Below are 17,326 nucleotides of genomic sequence, written 5' to 3' on the forward strand. Positions count from 1 at the left end.
TTCCGTTCTGATGCTGATCTGCGGCGCTACGGCTGTCCCGGGTCCGGCACCACCCTCAGTTCGGTTGCGTCCGGATCGCCACTGACCCACACCGCCAGCGCCGTAAAGTTGTCGTGATTGGCGCTGCCGCTCGCGCGCACCTGTTGCGCGAGCGCATCGAGCCAGGCGCCAGGCGTCGCGGCGTGGGCCAGCGCGTCGACGATACCGGCGTCGTCGGCATACTCCCAAAGACCGTCCGTGCAGATCAGGAAAGCGTCGCCGTCACGCAGCGCGAACGTGCCGTCCAGGCCCGCGATCGGCAGCGGATCCCGGGTGCCGAGCGCCGCATAGAGCACGTTGCGGCGCGGGTGGTGGCGCATTTCTTCCTCGGCGAGCAACTGCGCGTCGACCATCTCCTGGACCATGCTGTGATCGCGCGTGCGCGCGCTGAATTCGCCGTGGCGGAAACAGTAGAGGCGGGTGTCGCCGCAATGGGCCCACGCGGCCGTCGCGCATTCGCGATCGATGGCGAGGACGACGGCGGTCGAGCGCATGTCTTTTTCAGTGTCGCCGCCGCGCGCCTGTTCTTCGACGATGTTCTCGTTGGCATGCATCAGCGCGCTGATCAGCCGTTCGCCCGTCGGCGGCAATTCGGCAACCGTCAGGTAGCGTAAATCCGCCAGCACGGAATCGACGGCCAGGCGCGAGGCGGTGTCGCCGCCGCCGTGTCCGCCGGCGCCGTCGGCGACGACGCAATAGTAGAGCCGTTCGCTCGACCAGTCGCCGAACGAATCTTCATTGCGCGGGCGGCCGCCCCGGTCGGTCAGGTTTGCGGTGACGAGTTGCACCGTTGGCCTCTCCTATGCTCGTGGTCTGTCGAACTCATTCCTGTTCGTGCGATTGCGCGGACAAAATGCCCAGAACCAGCAGGATGACAATGCGATTGCCCGGCGCGATGTCGATGCCGAGGCCTTGCTCGATCCATCGGCCGATTTCCGTGCGGGCGAAGTCGGCGGGTATCGAGCCTTTTTTCAGAGTGACGCCGAGCTTGCGCGCCCGGTAGTGATACGACGCGATACCGTAGCGCGCGGCGACCTGTGACAGCCCCCCTTTTTCGTTCGAGAGCCAGCCGAGACTGCCTGCGAGCAGCATGCGGTCCGAGTCATCGAGCGAGGCGATGAACTCCGACGCGGATTCGCGCACCTCGGCTTCGTGCAGCCCGTATTGCAGCAGCACCGAGCCGATCGGATCCGGGTGAAAGGCCGTTTGCCGGTCGATTTCGAGCATCACGTCGTCTTGATCGAGCGACACATTGCGCTGATGGCTCGCGCTGCGCAGACAGTCGATCAGATAACGGCGGAAGTAGGCGCACACCGCATGACTGGTGGAAGGCGCGCTGTGCAGCGGGAAGTTGGCCAATGCCGTCGGCGCGGTATCGAGACGGAACACCTTGAAATAGAGGAACTGCGAGATGAGTTCTTCTTTGTCTTCGCCCAGCGCCTGCAGTTCTGACGGATGGTAGGCGGTCAGCGCGCGGCGTACGATCGTATAGATCGACGCCATTTCGTCGCGGCTCAGGCAGGTACGCCGTTGCCACAGGTCGGGCAGCGCGCTTTCTCCAGCGTGCTGGACTATTGCTGCGCTTTGGATATCGGCCACGTTTAACCCCGAGGTGGTGGGCTCCGCTTCTTGGGGACAAAGCCCGGCTGCTGACGCTACCCATTTCGCCGCGACGCGCGCGCCAAACGCATGCAATACCGGCAAACGCGCCGTGCCACCAGGCGCAATGATCTGAAAACAAAAGTTAGTCTATTGGCCGGTTTTATTTATTACAAGCTAAAACTAATACCGTATTCACCGCTGCGTCGGGATGTTCTCTCCTATTGGGACTAACCCTTAAACGCCATGTGGGCGCTTACCGGACGTCCGGAAAGTCTAAATTTTTTGCAAAACTGGAGCGCCTGATTCGTTTACTTATATGTCGGGCGAAACACGCAATCGACCGTCCGCAAAGGGCGAAGTGCCGAAGTCCTTAAAACGACTGCCGAGCGCGGGTTTATTATGGTGCCGGAACGAGCGCCTTGTACGTTTTAAACGATTACGGAGTTAAATGGTATTACATATACCATTCGCTTAGTTAATGAAAATGTTCCCATTGATATGCGGCTTTGATTTGCCGGGCTGGGTGCTATTCTCATATCGGATTGCCGAGGAGAAAGTACAAGCCTGGCTAAAAACAACGCAATATTTGGCGCTGGCAATCTGGTTAGAGTTTACACGTATTTTCGGAAATGCTGATTCCGGGCGGGCAAGGTAACCCGTACTGGTCATTTAACGTGCGTCGAGACTACTCATCCCTGACCGATACCAGACATGGCCACGCTTGCTGCGGGCGAAATGCTTGCCGACATCTCATCCGCCAGTCCGTGCGGGGCCGACCTCGAGTACGACCCTGACTTCCTTGCGCTGGAGCAGGTTGTCAATGGCAAGCCGGAGGTGCAGTTCGGCGAAACCATGGTTGCCGCCACGCTGCCCGACTGGAAGCTGGCCGAAGCGTTGTCACTCGGTCTGCTCGCCAAAGGCCGCGACTTGCGCGTCGCGGTGCACCTCGCGCGCGCGCTGCTGAATCGCCGGCGCTTCGACGGCTTCGCCGAGGGCCTCGCGCTCGTGCAAGGGCTGCTCGAACAACGCTGGGACCACGTCTATCCGCAGCTCGATCCCGGCGACGACAACGATCCGACCGCGCGCGTCAACGCGCTCGCCGCGCTCGTCGAACCGTCCGGCATGCTGGCGGATGTGCGCGACGCAGCGCTTGCGTCGTCGCGCGCGCACGGTGTCGTCAGTTTGCGCGACATCGAATATGCGACCGGCGAACTGCCGCTCGCCAAGGGCGTCGAGGCGCCGTCGCTGAGCTCGATCGACGCGGTCATCGCCGATGCGCACGAAGACGCGGCCGCCGCGCACGCGGCTTTGCTCGCCGCGCTGCATAGCGCCATGCGTATCGAGACGATATTGACCGAGCGCGTCGGCGCGGCACGGTCGATCGATTTGTCGCCGCTCACGAGGTTGCTGCGGCGCGCCGCCGACTTTCTCGGCGAACGTCTGGAGGTCCCGGCGGCGACCGCGGACGCATTGTCGAGCGGCGACGTGGCCACAGGCGAGCGCGCCGGCGTGGCGCCGGCGGCCGCGCCGCTGTCGGGCGATATCAAGGACCGTCAGGACGTGATTCGGATGATCGACAGGATCTGCGCGTACTACGAACGTTACGAACCATCCAGCCCGGTGCCGCTGCTGCTGCAGCGCGCGCGCCGTCTGGTCGACAAGAACTTCATGGAAATTCTGCAGGACCTAGCGCCCGAAGGCATGAGCCAGGCCCGGCAAGTGGGCGGTATCGAAAACGAGTAGGCAGTCAAGCGGGGACGTGCTTTTTTGCTTCTAGCAACGCCAGTCATGCGCCACGCTGCTCGCGGCCGTGCGGCGTCAACCAGGGGAATGGTCGTGGCCAAGGAAAGCAGCCAGAAGTTCATCGCGCGCAACCGAGCGCCGCGGGTTCAGATCGAGTACGAGGTGGAAGTCTACGGTTCGGAGAAAAAGGTCAATCTGCCCTTTGTCATGGGCGTGCTGGCCGATCTGTCCGGTCAACCGGCGGACCCGCTCGCGCCCGTGGCGGACCGGAAGTTTCTCGAGATCGACGTCGACAACTTCGACGAGCGACTCAAGTCGATGAAGCCGCGCGTCGCCGTGCAGGTGCCGAACCTATTGACCGGTCAAGGCAACCTCGCGGTCGATATGACCTTCGAGAGCATGGACGATTTTTCTCCCGCGGCGGTCGCGCGCAAGGTGGACGCTTTGTCGAAGCTGCTGGAGGCGCGCGGCCAGTTGCAGAACCTGCTGACCTATATGGACGGCAAGACCGGCGCCGAGGAGCTGATCGCGAAACTGCTCAACGATCCTGCCTTGCTGCAGTCGTTGGCGTCCGCACCGAAGCCGCAGGAATGAGCGTGATCTACAGGGGAGTCTGACCATGGCCGAACCTAGCACAGAAGGGCAAGCGCAACCCGGCGAAGCGGGGCTCGAAACGAGCGATTTCGCGAATCTGCTGCAAAAGGAATTCAAACCGAAGAGCGAGAAGGCGAAGGAAGCCGTCGAGACGGCGGTGCGCACGCTCGCCGAACAGGCGCTGCGCGATACGAACGTGATTTCGGGCGATGTGCTCGCGACGATCGAATCGCTGATCGCGCAGATCGACGAGAAGCTGACCGCCCAGATCAACCAGATCATCCATTCTGAAGAGTTTCAGAAAGTCGAGAGCGCGTGGCGCGGCTTGCACTATCTGGTCAACAACACCGAGACGGACGAGTCGTTGAAGATCCGCGTGATGAATGTATCGAAGGCCGATCTGTACAAGACGCTCAAGAAGTACAAGGGCACTGCGTGGGATCAAAGCCCGATCTTCAAGAAGCTCTACGAAGAGGAATACGGTCAGTTCGGCGGCGAGCCGTATGGCGCGCTGGTGGCCGATTATTACTTCGACAACAGCGGACCCGACGTCGATCTGCTGACGCAGATCGCCAAGGTTTCCGCCGCGGCGCATGCGCCGTTCATCGCGGGCGCCGATCCCGCGGTAATGCTGATGGATTCATGGCAGGAGCTGGCCAATCCGCGTGATCTGACGAAGATCTTTCAGACGCCTGAGCACGCCGCGTGGCGCTCGCTGCGTGAATCGGAGGATTCGCGCTACGTCGGTCTCGCGATGCCGCGTTTTCTGGCGCGCGCGCCGTATGGCGCCAAAACCAATCCGGTCGAGGAATTCGACTTCGAGGAAGACACCGCCGGTGCGGACAGCGGCAAATACGCGTGGGCCAACGCCGCTTATGCGATGGCGACCAATATCAACCGCTCCTTCAAGATGTACGGCTGGTGTTCGCGGATTCGCGGCATCGAGTCGGGGGGAGCCGTCGAGAATCTGCCGGTGCACGCGTTCCCTACCGACGACGGCGGCATCGACATGAAATGCCCGACTGAGATCGCCATCAGCGATCGCCGCGAAGCTGAACTCGCGAAGAACGGCTTTATGCCGCTCGTGCACAAGAAGAACTCCGATTTCGCGGCCTTCATCGGCGCGCAGTCGCTGCATAAGCCCGCTGAGTTCGAAGACCCCGACGCCACCGCGAACGCAAACCTCGCCGCGCGTCTGCCTTATCTGTTCGCCTGCAGCCGCTTCGCTCATTACCTGAAATGCATCGTGCGCGACAAGGTCGGCAGTTTCAAGGAGAGGGACGACATGCAGCGCTGGCTGCAGAACTGGATCCTCCAGTATGTCGACGGCGATCCGGCGCACTCGACGGAGGAGTCCAAGGCGCGACGGCCGCTCGCGGCCGCCGAGGTGGTCGTCGAGGAAGTCGAAGGCAATCCGGGCTATTACACGTCGAAGTTTTTCCTGCGTCCGCATTACCAGTTGGAAGGTCTGACCGTATCGCTACGGTTGGTTTCGAAGCTTCCGTCGGCCAAGGCGGCATGACGGAAATCCCTATTCAGTGACGAATTGCTTGAGTGGAGAAGAAGATGGCCATCGACATGTTCATGAAGCTGGGCGATATCAAGGGCGAAGCGCAGGACAAGACCCATAAGGAAGAAATCGAAGTGCTCGCGTGGAGCTGGGGCCTGAGCCAAAGCGGCACCATGCACATGGGCACGGGCGGCGGCGCCGGCAAGGTGTCGGTGCAGGACCTGTCGTTCACCAAATATAGCGATAAAGCGAGTCCACCGATCATGGCGGCCTGCACCAAGGGCACCCACATCGACAAGGCCTTGCTGACCGTGCGCAAGGCCGGCGGCGACAATCCGCTCGAGTACTACAAGATCACCCTGGAGGGTGTGCTGATCAGTTCCTATTCGACGGGCGGTTCGGGCGGCGAAGAGCGTTTCACCGAGAACGTCACACTCAACTTCGAGAAATTCCATGTCGAATACCAGCCGCAAAACGCCAAGGGCGCGAAGGAGGGCGGGGTGGTCGAAGTGAAATGGAACATCCCCGCCAACGCGGATACTTGATCGGCTGAGCGCAAAGGGCGACTGCACTGCGGCGGCGCTGCCGTCGCAGTGCGGCGGCGGGTGGGACGACTCAATCCAGACCGGAGCGAACCGGTATGAACGCAGAAGAATATTTGCGCGAAGGCGATCTCGACGGATGTCTGCGCGAATTGCAAAATCAGGTTCGCAAGGATCCGTCGAAGGCCGCGTATCGCGTCTTTCTGTTTCAGTTGCTCGCGGTGACGGGCGCCTGGGATCGCGCACTGACGCAACTGAACGTCGTCGGCGAACTCGACGCCGCCGCGTTGCCGATGGTGCAAACCTATCGTGAAGCATTGCAATGCGAGGCGCTGCGTGAAGCGGTGTTCAAAGGCGAGCGCGCGCCGCTGATTTTCGGCGAGCCGACCGGCTGGCTCGCGTTACTGCTCGAAGCATTACGGCTCGATGCCGCCGGCGATGGCGACGCGGCGGCGGCCGCGCGCGCCCAGGCGCTCGACGAGGCGCCCGCCACCGCTGGCGCGTTGAACGGCGAGCCGTTCGCGTGGCTCGCCGACGCCGACAACAGGTTCGGCCCGACACTCGAAACCGTGGTCAACGGCCGCTATTACTGGATTCCTTTTTCGCGCATCAAACGGATCGAAATCGAGCCGCCATCCGACCTGCGCGACCGGGTCTGGATGCCGGCGGTCTTCACATGGGCCAACGACGGCCAGGCTGCCGGTCTGATTCCGGTGCGCTATCCGGGCACGCTCGGCGAGCACAATCGCGCGTTGTGGCTCGCGCGCATGACCGAATGGATCGGTGGCGATGCCGCGCCTGCGCGGCCCGTGGGACAGCGCATGTTCGCCACGGATGCGAACGACTACGCGCTCTTCGACGTGCGCACCATCGAACTGACGAGCGGTGACGCGCATCCCGAAGAGGACGGCGCGGCCGTGCCGGACCATGGCTGAGCTGACTGCGCGCGAGCGCCTGCAACCGTCGTTGCTGGATCGGCTCACCGATCTCGAACCGGAGGTGAAGCAGGAAGCGCGCGAGCGCCGCGTCCTGTCGATGCGCGCGCTGCGCGAGAGCGTGCAGCGCGACCTCGGCTGGCTGCTCAACGCGAATGGCCTCGCGTCGGTGCAGGATCTGAGCGGCTATCCGCATGTCGCCGCATCCGTGATCAATTTCGGCTTGCCGGACATTGCCGGCAAGACCGCTTCCGGCATCGATCCGTTGCGACTCGAGCGGCTCGTGCGCGATGCGATCTGGGCGTTCGAGCCGCGCATTCTGCGCGATACCGTGCGGGTCAGTTCAATACGGCTCGAAGAGACGACCGGGCGCCACAACACCGTGTCGTTTCTCGTGGAAGGCGATCTGTGGGCGCAGCCGTATCCGGAGCGGCTCTACTTCAGGACCGAACTGGATCTGGATGTCGGCGAAATTCGGGTGATCGACCAGGGCGGACCGCGCTGACGTCATGAATCCAGACTTGATCAAGTACTACAGCCAGGAACTGCAGCATCTTCGGGAGATGGGCGGCGAGTTCGCGCGCGAATTTCCGAAGATCGCAGGCCGGCTCGGGCTGGAAAACCTCGAATGCGCGGACCCCTACGTGGAACGTCTGCTCGAAGGCTTCAGTTTTCTCGCGGCGCGGGTGCAACTGAAAATCGACGACGAGTTTCCGCGCTTCACCCAGCACCTCGCGGAACTGGTGTACCCGCATTACCTCGCGCCGACGCCGTCGATGGCCGTGGTGCAAATCCAGCCCGACCTGGCCAGTTCCAATCTCGCCGAGGGCGTGCGGGTCCCGCGCGGCAGCGCGCTGCGCAGTGTGCTCGACAAGAACGGCTCGACGCGATGCGAATACCGCAGCGCGCACGAACTGACGCTTTGGCCGCTCGAAATCGCCGAGGCGCGGTTCTTTACGCATTCGGGCTCGCTCGGCGGCATGGATAGCGCGCTGCCGGCGAGCATGGCGGCCGGCGCCGGGATCAAGGCCGGCCTCAGACTGCGCCTGCGCGCCACCGGCGGTCTGAAGATCAACCAGCTCAAACTCGACCGGCTGACGCTGTATCTGCGCGGCACGGACGGGATGGCCACGCGTATCCACGAGCGTTTGCTCGGTTCGGTAAGCGGCATCGTCGTGATGCCGGCGAAACGTCCGGCGGCCTGGCATGTGCAGTTGCCGGCGAGCGCGCTGCGCCCACTTGGCTTTGCCGAGGACGAGGCGTTGCTGCCGATCAGCCGGCAGTCGTTCCAGGGTTACCGGCTGTTGCAGGAGTACTTTGCCTTTCCGCAGCGCTTCATGTTTCTCGCCATCGACGGCTTGCAGGCGGCGTTGCGGCGTTGCGCGGATAGCGAGATCGAAGTCATCGTGCTGCTCAAGCGTAGTGATCCGGTGCTCGAACAATCGCTCGACGCCACTAATTTCTCGCTGCATTGCACGCCCGCGATCAATCTCTTTTCGCGACGAACGGATCGCATCGCACTGTCGGACGAGCAGTTCGAATATCACGTGGTGGCCGATCGTACCCGGCCGATGGACTTCGAGATCTATCAGATCGAGACCGCGACGGGCTATAGCGCGGGCGCCGGCGGCGAGCAGCGCTTCGAGCCGTTCTATCACGCGCGTGATCTCGGCGCCACGTATCGCGCCGGCGCGTACTACCAGGTGCGTCGCGAAAAACGTCTGCCATCGGCGCGTCAGCACGAGCGCGGCCTGCGCACCAGTTACCTCGGCAGCGAAATGTTCATCGCGCTGGTGGACGCGAGCAATGCGCCGTTTCGCGACGACCTGCGGCAGCTTGGTTTGCAGGTGCTATGCACGAATCGCGACTTGCCATTGACGATGCCGGTCGGCGTCGGCCCCGCCGATTTCACACTCGATGTCGAAGCGCCCGTGCAGAGCGTGCGCTGCGTGAGCGGCCCGAGCCGGCCGCTGCCCTCGTATGCGCACGGGGCCGTGGCATGGCGGCTCTTGAGCCACCTGTCGTTGAATTACTTGTCGCTGCTCGATAACGACGCGCAGGAGGGCGCCCGCGCGTTGCGCGATCTGCTGAGTCTCTACTGTCCCGCCGACGACATCGCGAGTCAGCGGCTGATCGAAGGCGTGCGTTCGATCGATTCCCGCTCGGTGACGCGACGCTTGCCGTGCGCTGGACCAATCGTATTCGGCCGCGGCCTCGAAGTGACTCTGACGCTCGATGAAACCGCGTTCGAAGGCGCCGGCGCTTTTCTGCTCGGTGCCGTGCTCGCGCATTATTTCGCGCAATACGTATCGATCAACTCGTTTACCGAGACCGTCGTAAAGACGCTCTCGCGCGGCGAGATCATGCGCTGGCCAGCGAGGATCGGACAATGCCGGACGCTCTGACACTGCTGCGCCGGCTCGACGACCACGCGCACCGCTTCGACTTCTTCCAGGTCGTGCGGCTGCTGGAGAACGCGTATGCGGACAAACCGCGCATCGGCGAGTCGATGCAGCCGCGTGACGATGCGATCCGTTTCGTTCAGGAACCCGAACTGGTGTTCCATCCGACCACGCTCGGCGCCTTCACGCCGGCTGGAGAAGATCGTGCCGCGCGCCTCGCGGTCAAGTTCTTCGGTCTGCTCGGGCCGCACGGCCCATTGCCCACGCATCTGACGGAGTACGCGCGCGACCGCGCCCGCAACGCGAACGATCCGACCTTCGCGCGTTTTCTCGATGTGTTCCATCACCGGATGGTGTCGCTGTTCTACCGCGCGTGGGCCAATGCGCAACCGGCTGTCAGTCTCGACCGTCCGGGGCGCGATCGTTTTTCTTTTTATGTCGGCAGCGTGTTCGGGCTTGCCGAGCCGACGCTGCGCGAACGGGACGCGGTACCCGATTTCGCCAAACTGCACTTCGCCGGTTTGCTGGGCGGGCCGACCCGCCCGGCCGCTGGTTTGAAACTCGTGCTGGCGCGCTTTTTCGACCTGCCGGTCGAGATCGAACAGTGGGTGGGCCATTGGCTGACGCTGCCGGCCAACTCGTTGTTGCGGCTGGGCGCAGCGGACGGCTCCGCCTCGCTCGGTGTCTCGACGCTGCTCGGCGCGCGCGTCTGGGATTGCCAGCATAAATTTCGCATCGTCATCGGACCGGTGAGCCGCGCCGACTACGAGCGCTTCCTGCCCGGCGGCGAGAGTCTGAATCGCCTCGTCGACTGGGTGCGCAACTACGCGCGCGACGGGCTCGATTGGGATCTGCGGCTGGTGCTCAAGCAGGAGGACGTGCCATGCCTGAAGCTTGGGCGCCACGCGCGGCTCGGCTACACCATCTGGGCGCTCGGCCACCCGGCGCGCGGCGATCAGCGCCAGCTGGTGCTGCGTCCGACCGGTCCGGATGGCCGCTCGCGGATTGCGGCGACGGCGCGCGAAGCGTGCGCGGCGGCGCCGCCGACATCGAGGGAATAGCAAAATGGCCGAGATCAAACGGGCAGCGTTGTTTGGCAAGCTGAACAAGCTCGGGTTTCGCGCAATCGAGAGCGCGAACGTGTTTTGCAAGTTGCGTGGCAACCCTTATATCGAACTGTCGCACTGGTTCCATCAGATCCTGCAATTGCAGGACTCCGACCTGCACCGCATCATCAAACACTACGGGCTCGAGCCATCCGCGTTGGCGCGCGATCTGACCGAAGCGCTCGACCGCCTGCCGCGCGGGTCGGGTTCGGTGACCGATATTTCGTCGCAGGTCGAGGAAGCGGTCGAACGCGGCTGGGTGTTCGGCTCGCTGATGTTCGGCGAGTCGCAGGTGCGCACCGGTCACCTGGTGGTCGGGCTGCTCAAGACGCCGTCGCTGCGCAACGGGCTGTATGGTATCTCGCGGCAGTTTGAGCGCATCAAGCTCGACTCGCTCGTCGACGAGTTCCACAGCCTGCTGCGCGAGTCGCCGGAGGCGGCAATGAGCGCGAGCGATGGTTTCCAGGCTGCCGGCGCGCAGCGCGAGGGCGGCGACGGGGATGGCGTGGGCGGTCCCGTGCCGGCCGCCGCGCTGGGCAAGCAGGAAGCACTGCGGCGCTTCACCACCGATCTGACGGAGCAGGCGCGTAACGGCAAGCTCGACCCGATTGTCGGGCGCGACGAGGAAATTCGCCAGGTGGTCGATATCCTGATGCGCCGTCGCCAGAACAATCCGATCCTGACCGGCGAGGCCGGCGTCGGTAAAACCGCGGTAGTGGAAGGCTTCGCCCACCGCATCGCGGCGGGTGACGTGCCGCCGTCGCTGCGCGACGTGCAGTTGCGCACGCTCGACGTCGGTCTGCTGCAGGCCGGTGCGAGCATGAAGGGCGAGTTCGAGCACCGCTTGCGGCAGGTGATCGAGGAGGTCCAGGCCTCGGAGAAGCCGATCATCCTGTTCATCGACGAAGCGCACACGCTGGTCGGCGCGGGCGGTGCGGCCGGCACCGGCGACGCGGCGAATCTGCTCAAGCCCGCGCTCGCGCGCGGCACGCTGCGCACGGTGGCCGCGACCACATGGGCCGAGTACAAGAAGCACATCGAGAAAGACCCGGCGCTCACGCGGCGCTTCCAGGTCGTGCAGGTCCAAGAACCGGATGAAGCCCGCGCGATCCTGATGATGCGCGGCGTCACCTCGACGATGGAGCAGCACCACAAGGTGCAGGTGCTCGACGAAGCGCTCGAAGCCGCGGTACGGCTGTCGCATCGCTACATTCCGGCCCGGCAGTTGCCCGACAAGTCAGTGAGCCTGCTCGATACCGCCTGCGCGCGCGTGGCGGTCAGCCAACATGCGACGCCGGCGTCGGTCGACGATTCGCGTAAGCGTATCGCGGCGCTCGAAACCGAGCTGGCGATCATCGGCCGCGAAAGCGCGGTGGGCGTCGACACGGAGGAGCGTCGAGCCGCGGCAGCGGAAAAGCTCGTTGCCGAGCAGGCGCGCCTCGCCACGCTCGACGCCCGTTGGCAGAGGGAAAAAGAACTGGTGACGCGGATTCTCGCGCTGCGCGCGCAACTGCGCGGCGAGACCGGCAAGGTCGAGGGCGCCGCGCACGTGAACGAAGCGGCCAACGCAGCGAAGGAAACAGCGGCAACCGCCGCGACTCAGGATCCCGCGAGCGACACCGCGACGCGCGAAACGCGACTCGCCGAACTGCGCGACCTGCAGGCGCAGCTCGCACAGCATCAAGGCGAAGACCCGCTGATCCTGCCGACCGTCGACCAGCAGGCGGTCGCCTCCGTCGTGCAGGACTGGACCGGCATACCAGTGGGCCGGATGGTTCGCAACGAAATCGAAAACGTCCTCAAGCTCGCGGAGAACCTGAACCGGCGCATCATCGGCCAGGCTCATGCGACGGAGATGATCGCGCGGCGCATTCAGACCTCGCGCGCCGGTCTCGACAATCCGAACAGGCCGATCGGCGTGTTCATGCTCGCGGGGACCTCGGGGGTCGGCAAGACCGAGACCGCGCTGGCGCTCGCCGAGGTGCTGTATGGCGGCGAGCAAAACGTCATCACGATCAACATGAGCGAGTACCAGGAAGCGCATACGGTGTCTTCACTGAAGGGCGCGCCGCCGGGCTACGTCGGCTACGGCGAAGGCGGGGTGCTGACCGAAGCGGTGCGCCGCCGTCCGTACAGCGTGGTGCTGCTCGACGAAGTCGAGAAGGCCCATCCCGACGTTCACGAGCTGTTCTTCCAGGTGTTCGACAAGGGCTGGATGGAAGACGGCGAGGGCCGCGTGATCGACTTCAAGAACACGCTGATCCTGTTGACCACCAATGTCGGCACCGATCTGATCACGAGCCTGTGCAAGGATCCGGAGCTGATGCCGGAGCCGGAAGGCATTGCTAAAGCGTTGCGCGAGCCGTTGCTGAAGGTGTTTCCGCCAGCCTTGCTTGGGCGCGTCGTGGTGATTCCGTATTTTCCGCTCTCAGACGAGATGCTTGGCGCAATCATCCGGCTCCAGCTCGGCCGCATCGAGAAACGCATCCGCGCGTCGCACAAGATTCCGTTCAGTTACGACGACGACGTCGTGAAGCTGATCGGCAGCCGCTGCACGGAACTCGAAAGCGGCGGCCGCATGATCGACGCGATCCTGACGAACACGCTGTTGCCGCGCATCAGCACGGAGTTTCTGACGCGCATGATGGACGGGACCCCGGTCACTAAAGTGCAGATTGGGGCTCGCGACGGTGAATTTCTCTATACGTTCGATTGATCGATCCGACCGGAGGATGCCTTCATATGCCGCAACAAGTCAGCATGGGCGCGACGCTGCAATGTTCGTTCGGTGCGGCGCCTTCGTCGCTCGTGGTGCTGCCGCTCAATCGGGTGATGGGCGAAGGGCCGCCCGCGGCCAACATCATGGATCACATTCCGCTCGTCAACATCATGCCGTTCGGCATGTGCAGCTCGCCCGCCAATCCGACGGTCGCCGCCGGGACGGCAGCGGCATTGGGCGTGCTGACGCCGATGCCGTGCATTCCGGCCACCATGACGCCATGGACATCGGGCGCGCCGACCGTGCTGCTTGGAAACCAGCCTTCGCTCGACAACGTCTCGGCCTGCATGTGCAACTGGGGTGGCGTGGTCACGATCGTCAATCCGGCGACAGTCAAGACAATGATTCCGTGACATGACCACCCAAAACCCGAACCGACACGTCACCGTCAGTTGCTCGCCTGCCGGCCAGGATCTGCTGTTTCTGCATCTAAGCGGCATGGAGGAGTTGGGGCGGCTCAGCGAATGGCGGCTCGATCTGCTGAGTGAGCGCAACGACCTGCAAGCAGCCGATCTGCTCGGGCATGACATCTCGATTGCGCTGTCCTTGCCGGGCGAAGGCGAGCGGCAATTCAACGGGATCGTCACGGCGTTCAGGATCGTCGCGCCGGGCGACAGCACCCGCAACCGGATGGCGCGCTACGATGCCGTGGTGCGTCCGCGGCTGTGGCTGCTCACGCGCGCGTCGCACAGCCGCTTTTTTCACGAAAAGAGCGTGCTCGAGATCGTGACCGGCGTGCTGCAGGACTACAGCATCGACCTCAGCAATAAATGCCAGGCGACCTATTCGCCGCTGCAGCACTGCGCGCAATACCGGGAGACCGATTTCGCTTTCGTGAGCCGCCTGATGGAGCACGAGGGCATTTACTACTATTTCGAGCACAAGGCGGGCAAGCACACACTGGTGTTGACCGATTCGAGCGACGTGCACGGACCGATCGAGCACTATGAGTCGATTCCGTACGACGCGTGGTTCGAGCCCTCGACCGAGAAGGAATGCGTTTATGCGTGGAGCTCGGGCGCGGAACTGCAGACCGGCAAGTACGAAGTCAATGATTATGACTTCGAAAAGCCTACGTTGAGCAACCAGCAAGGCCTGCTGTCGCGCGCGACGCGGCCGAAAGTCTACGATCCGCCCGTATACACGATGCAGGAACATCTGAGCGGCCACGTTCAGTCCAGCGATGGCGACCGGTATGCGAAGGTCGGTGTCGAGATCCGTCAGGCGCGCAACGACAGCATTTCGGGTCGATCGAGCGCGCGCGGCATCTGGCCGGGCGGTCAGTTCAAGCTCGAACATCACGCGTGTGACGCTCAGAACCACGATTATCTCGTGGTCAGCGCTGCGTACGAAATCAATTCAGATGTCTATGTATCCACGGTGCGCCACGATACTTCGCTGGCGTTTTTCGATTGCGCGTTCACGGCGCTGCGCAAGGAAAATCACTTCCGCTCGGAGCGGCTCACGCCCCAGCCGGCCGTGGCGGGCCCGCAGACGGCGATGGTGGTCGGCCCGGACGGCGAAGAAATCCTCACGGATAAATATGGCCGCATCAAGGTGCAGTTTCATTGGGAGCAGTTCGACCCGCCGACCAACTCGGATGCGCGCAGGAAGCGCTGCTGGGTGCGCGTGTCACAGAGCTGGGCCGGCAAAAGCTGGGGCGCGTTCTTCTTGCCGCGGATCGGTCAGGAAGTGATCGTCGAGTTCGTCGAGGGCGATCCGAACCGGCCGCTCGTGACCGGCTGCGTCTATAACGCGAACACGATGCCGCCCTACGCGCTGCCGGCGAATCAGACGCTCACGACGCTGAAAAGTAATTCGACCAAGAGCGGGGGCGGTTTCAACGAAATGCGTTTCGACGACGACAAAGGCAGGGAGCAATTGTTCTTCCACGCGGAGAAGGATCACGAAACGTGGGTAAAGAACGACATGTTGGGCAATGTCGGCAACGACCGGCATCTGAAAGTGACCGGCAACGAGTTCGTAGCCATAACCGGTGCACGCCACGACGCCGTGACGGGCGACCAGAACGCCCAGGTCGACGGCAACGCATCGCTGAAGGTCGGGCAGAAGCTGCAGGAAAAAGTCGGGATGGACTATGCGATCGACGCCGGCATGAACATCCACATCAAGGCGGGCATGAATATCGTGATCGAAGCGGGCGCGAGTATTACGCTAAAGGCAGGCGGCGCCTTCGTGGTGATCGGTCCGGTCAGCGTGGCGGTGTCGGGCACGCCGATCCTGCTCAATTCGGGCGGCTCGGCGGGCTCCGGCAGCGGCTCGTCGCCTACCGCGCCCACCGCGCCCAAAGACGCCGACGACGGAACCAAAAAAATCAAATCGTGAGTGCTGCACCTGACCGGTTGTGGGGAGCCAAGTGAACTATCCGATTCTTTCACTGCGGGTTGTGCGATTCAACGATGAGACGCTGGCCGAGCCGATCGCGATCGCGTTCGGCCCCGCGGGAGGCACGATTGGGCGGGCCAACGACTGCACGCTGGTGCTGCCCGATCAACAGCGCGCGATCTCGCGCGTGCATGCGCGCGTCGAGTTCCGCGGCGGCGATTATCTGCTGTGCGATCTCGGCAGCAATCCTAGCGTGCTGAATCAGCGCGCGCTGGGCGGCACGCGCGAGGCAAGACTCGCGGATGGCGACCGTCTGTTGATCGGTCCGTATCTGCTCGAAGTGTCGATCGGCGAGCAGGCGGCGGGTGTGCGCGGCCTGACGGGCGGCCATGATCCGCTCAGTGCCGCGCAGGTTCTGAGTGGTCCGTTGCCGGCCGATTCGCAAGGCGACGTGCTGCAGCTCGGCGCGCTCGATCCGCTTGGGCAACCAGGCTTTGGCGTACCGCAGCGGAACTTGTCGCGGCCCGGCTTTGCGGGCTCGGAAAGCGATCACGTGTCGCCGGAGCTGGAGGCGTTTTCGGCGCCGCAACCGCCCAGGCCGGACCCGGGCCGGCCGGCGACGTTCGCGGGCGGCATTCCCGCCGACTACGATCCGCTCGCGGATGCGTTGGCGCAGTGGGAAACGCCCGGGCAGGCGGGCAGTGCATCGCCTGGCGCAGCGCATCCTGCGTCGCACGAGCTGCCGGGATGGCCCACCGCGCCGTTGGGTGGTCCGACCGGCTTGCCGCGCGGATTGCTCGATCCCGGCGCGGCAGGCTCGGAAGCGACGCCGTTCGATGATCTGTTCGCGACGCCGTCGACGTCGTTCGCGCCATCGACCCCTGCGGCCCCGGTGGTGCCGGTGGTCGTACCCGTGGTCGCGCCGCAGGCGGCGACCGCGCGGGTCGCCGTGCCTGCTGCGGCGCCGGAGCCGTCGCCCGCTCCGCAGCCGGCCCCGCAGCCTGAAGCGCACTCGACTCCGTTTGCAGCACCCCCTTGTGCACCATCTCCGCTCGCGCAGCAGGCCCCGGCTCACCACGACCCCGCCGTCGCCGCGAGCCCGAATGCCGTCACCTTCCAGGCGCTGCTCGAAGGTCTCGGCCTCGACCCGACACGCGCGCCGAACCTGCCCGAGCCGGAGTTCGCGCGGCTGATCGGCGCAATGCTGCGCGAAGCGTTGCGCGGCACCATGGGCGTGCTGCGCGCACGCGCGATGACCAAACGCGAAGCCCGCCTCGACACGACAATGATCGTCGCGCGCGACAACAACCCGCTCAAGTTTTTCCCCGACGTCGACAGCGCGCTCGCGCAGATGCTGACCGGCCGCTCGGCGGGTTACATGCCGCCGGACGAGGCGCTCAGACGCGCCTTCGACGATATCGAGGCGCACGAGCTGGCGGTCCTCGCCGGCATGCGCGCGGCGCTCGCGCACGTGCTGGGACGCTTCGATCCCGCCTCGATGGAAGCGCAGCTGGGAGACCCCGGCGCCCTTGAAAGAGTGCTGTCCAATCGCAAGGCGAAGCTGTGGGATCTGTTCGTCGGATTGCAGGCGGCCGTCGCGCGCGAAGCCGACGACGACTTTCAGAAGCTCTTCGGTCAGGCGTTCAATGACGCGTACGAGGCCCAGATCGACGAACTGCGCGCGTCCCGCGAGCGTCGGCCGAAGCATCCCGCCGATCCCAACTAGAT

Annotated in this window: 14 protein-coding genes; 12 read left to right on the forward strand and 2 right to left on the reverse strand. The window is 64.0% G+C overall.

Going from position 1 to position 17,326, the window contains the following annotated elements; genetic code table 11:
* Positions 1-26: 26 nt before the first annotated feature.
* Positions 27-827 (reverse strand): PP2C family protein-serine/threonine phosphatase, encoded by an 801-nt coding sequence (locus tag ABQJ48_RS28095; RefSeq protein ID WP_367841224.1) that lies wholly within the window; start codon positions 825-827, stop codon positions 27-29.
* Positions 828-861: 34 nt separating this feature from the next.
* Positions 862-1,638, reverse strand: coding sequence for a hypothetical protein (locus ABQJ48_RS28100; RefSeq protein ID WP_473094198.1), 777 nt, complete (start codon positions 1,636-1,638; stop codon positions 862-864).
* Positions 1,639-2,352: 714 nt separating this feature from the next.
* Between ABQJ48_RS28100 and tssA the strand changes: the two genes are divergently transcribed.
* The 12 genes from tssA to tagH all read left to right on the forward strand — a co-directional run bounded on the left by tssA (position 2,353) and on the right by tagH (position 17,324).
* Complete coding sequence (gene tssA, locus ABQJ48_RS28105; protein WP_367841225.1) at positions 2,353-3,384, forward strand: type VI secretion system protein TssA; 1,032 nt, start codon at positions 2,353-2,355, stop codon at positions 3,382-3,384.
* Positions 3,385-3,471: 87 nt separating this feature from the next.
* Positions 3,472-3,978, forward strand: coding sequence for a type VI secretion system contractile sheath small subunit (tssB, locus tag ABQJ48_RS28110; protein WP_473094201.1), 507 nt, complete (start codon positions 3,472-3,474; stop codon positions 3,976-3,978).
* Between the two features lie 25 nt (positions 3,979-4,003).
* Positions 4,004-5,500, forward strand: a complete 1,497-nt coding sequence (tssC, locus tag ABQJ48_RS28115; protein ID WP_367841227.1) for a type VI secretion system contractile sheath large subunit — start codon at positions 4,004-4,006, stop codon at positions 5,498-5,500.
* 44 nt (positions 5,501-5,544) lie between these two features.
* The gene (locus tag ABQJ48_RS28120; RefSeq protein ID WP_367841228.1) at positions 5,545-6,033 is read left to right on the forward strand and encodes an Hcp family type VI secretion system effector; all 489 of its coding nucleotides are present in this window, start codon (positions 5,545-5,547) and stop codon (positions 6,031-6,033) included.
* 95 nt (positions 6,034-6,128) lie between these two features.
* On the forward strand, positions 6,129-6,965 hold the full coding sequence (locus ABQJ48_RS28125) for a type VI secretion system accessory protein TagJ (RefSeq protein WP_367841229.1): 837 nt from the start codon (positions 6,129-6,131) through the stop codon (positions 6,963-6,965).
* The gene (tssE, locus tag ABQJ48_RS28130) at positions 6,958-7,470 is read left to right on the forward strand and encodes a type VI secretion system baseplate subunit TssE (RefSeq protein WP_367841230.1); all 513 of its coding nucleotides are present in this window, start codon (positions 6,958-6,960) and stop codon (positions 7,468-7,470) included. The genes ABQJ48_RS28125 and tssE overlap by 8 nt, the downstream gene beginning before the upstream one ends.
* Positions 7,471-7,474: 4 nt before the next feature.
* Complete coding sequence (gene tssF, locus ABQJ48_RS28135; RefSeq protein WP_367841231.1) at positions 7,475-9,370, forward strand: type VI secretion system baseplate subunit TssF; 1,896 nt, start codon at positions 7,475-7,477, stop codon at positions 9,368-9,370.
* Positions 9,355-10,428: a type VI secretion system baseplate subunit TssG gene (tssG, locus tag ABQJ48_RS28140; protein WP_367841232.1), complete on the forward strand. Its 1,074-nt coding sequence runs from the start codon at positions 9,355-9,357 to the stop codon at positions 10,426-10,428. The genes tssF and tssG overlap by 16 nt, the downstream gene beginning before the upstream one ends.
* 4 nt (positions 10,429-10,432) lie before the next feature.
* The gene (gene tssH, locus ABQJ48_RS28145; protein WP_367841233.1) at positions 10,433-13,189 is read left to right on the forward strand and encodes a type VI secretion system ATPase TssH; all 2,757 of its coding nucleotides are present in this window, start codon (positions 10,433-10,435) and stop codon (positions 13,187-13,189) included.
* A 26-nt stretch (positions 13,190-13,215) separates the two neighbouring features.
* On the forward strand, positions 13,216-13,605 hold the full coding sequence (locus ABQJ48_RS28150) for a DUF4280 domain-containing protein (RefSeq protein ID WP_367841234.1): 390 nt from the start codon (positions 13,216-13,218) through the stop codon (positions 13,603-13,605).
* A 1-nt stretch (position 13,606) separates the two neighbouring features.
* Positions 13,607-15,598: a type VI secretion system Vgr family protein gene (locus ABQJ48_RS28155; RefSeq protein ID WP_367841235.1), complete on the forward strand. Its 1,992-nt coding sequence runs from the start codon at positions 13,607-13,609 to the stop codon at positions 15,596-15,598.
* Positions 15,599-15,629: 31 nt separating this feature from the next.
* A complete protein-coding gene (tagH, locus tag ABQJ48_RS28160; RefSeq protein WP_367841236.1) occupies positions 15,630-17,324 on the forward strand; it encodes a type VI secretion system-associated FHA domain protein TagH in 1,695 nt (564 codons plus the stop codon).
* Positions 17,325-17,326 lie beyond the last annotated feature (2 nt).

This window comes from Paraburkholderia suaedae, from assembly GCF_040812055.1.
Taxonomy (GTDB): domain Bacteria; phylum Pseudomonadota; class Gammaproteobacteria; order Burkholderiales; family Burkholderiaceae; genus Paraburkholderia.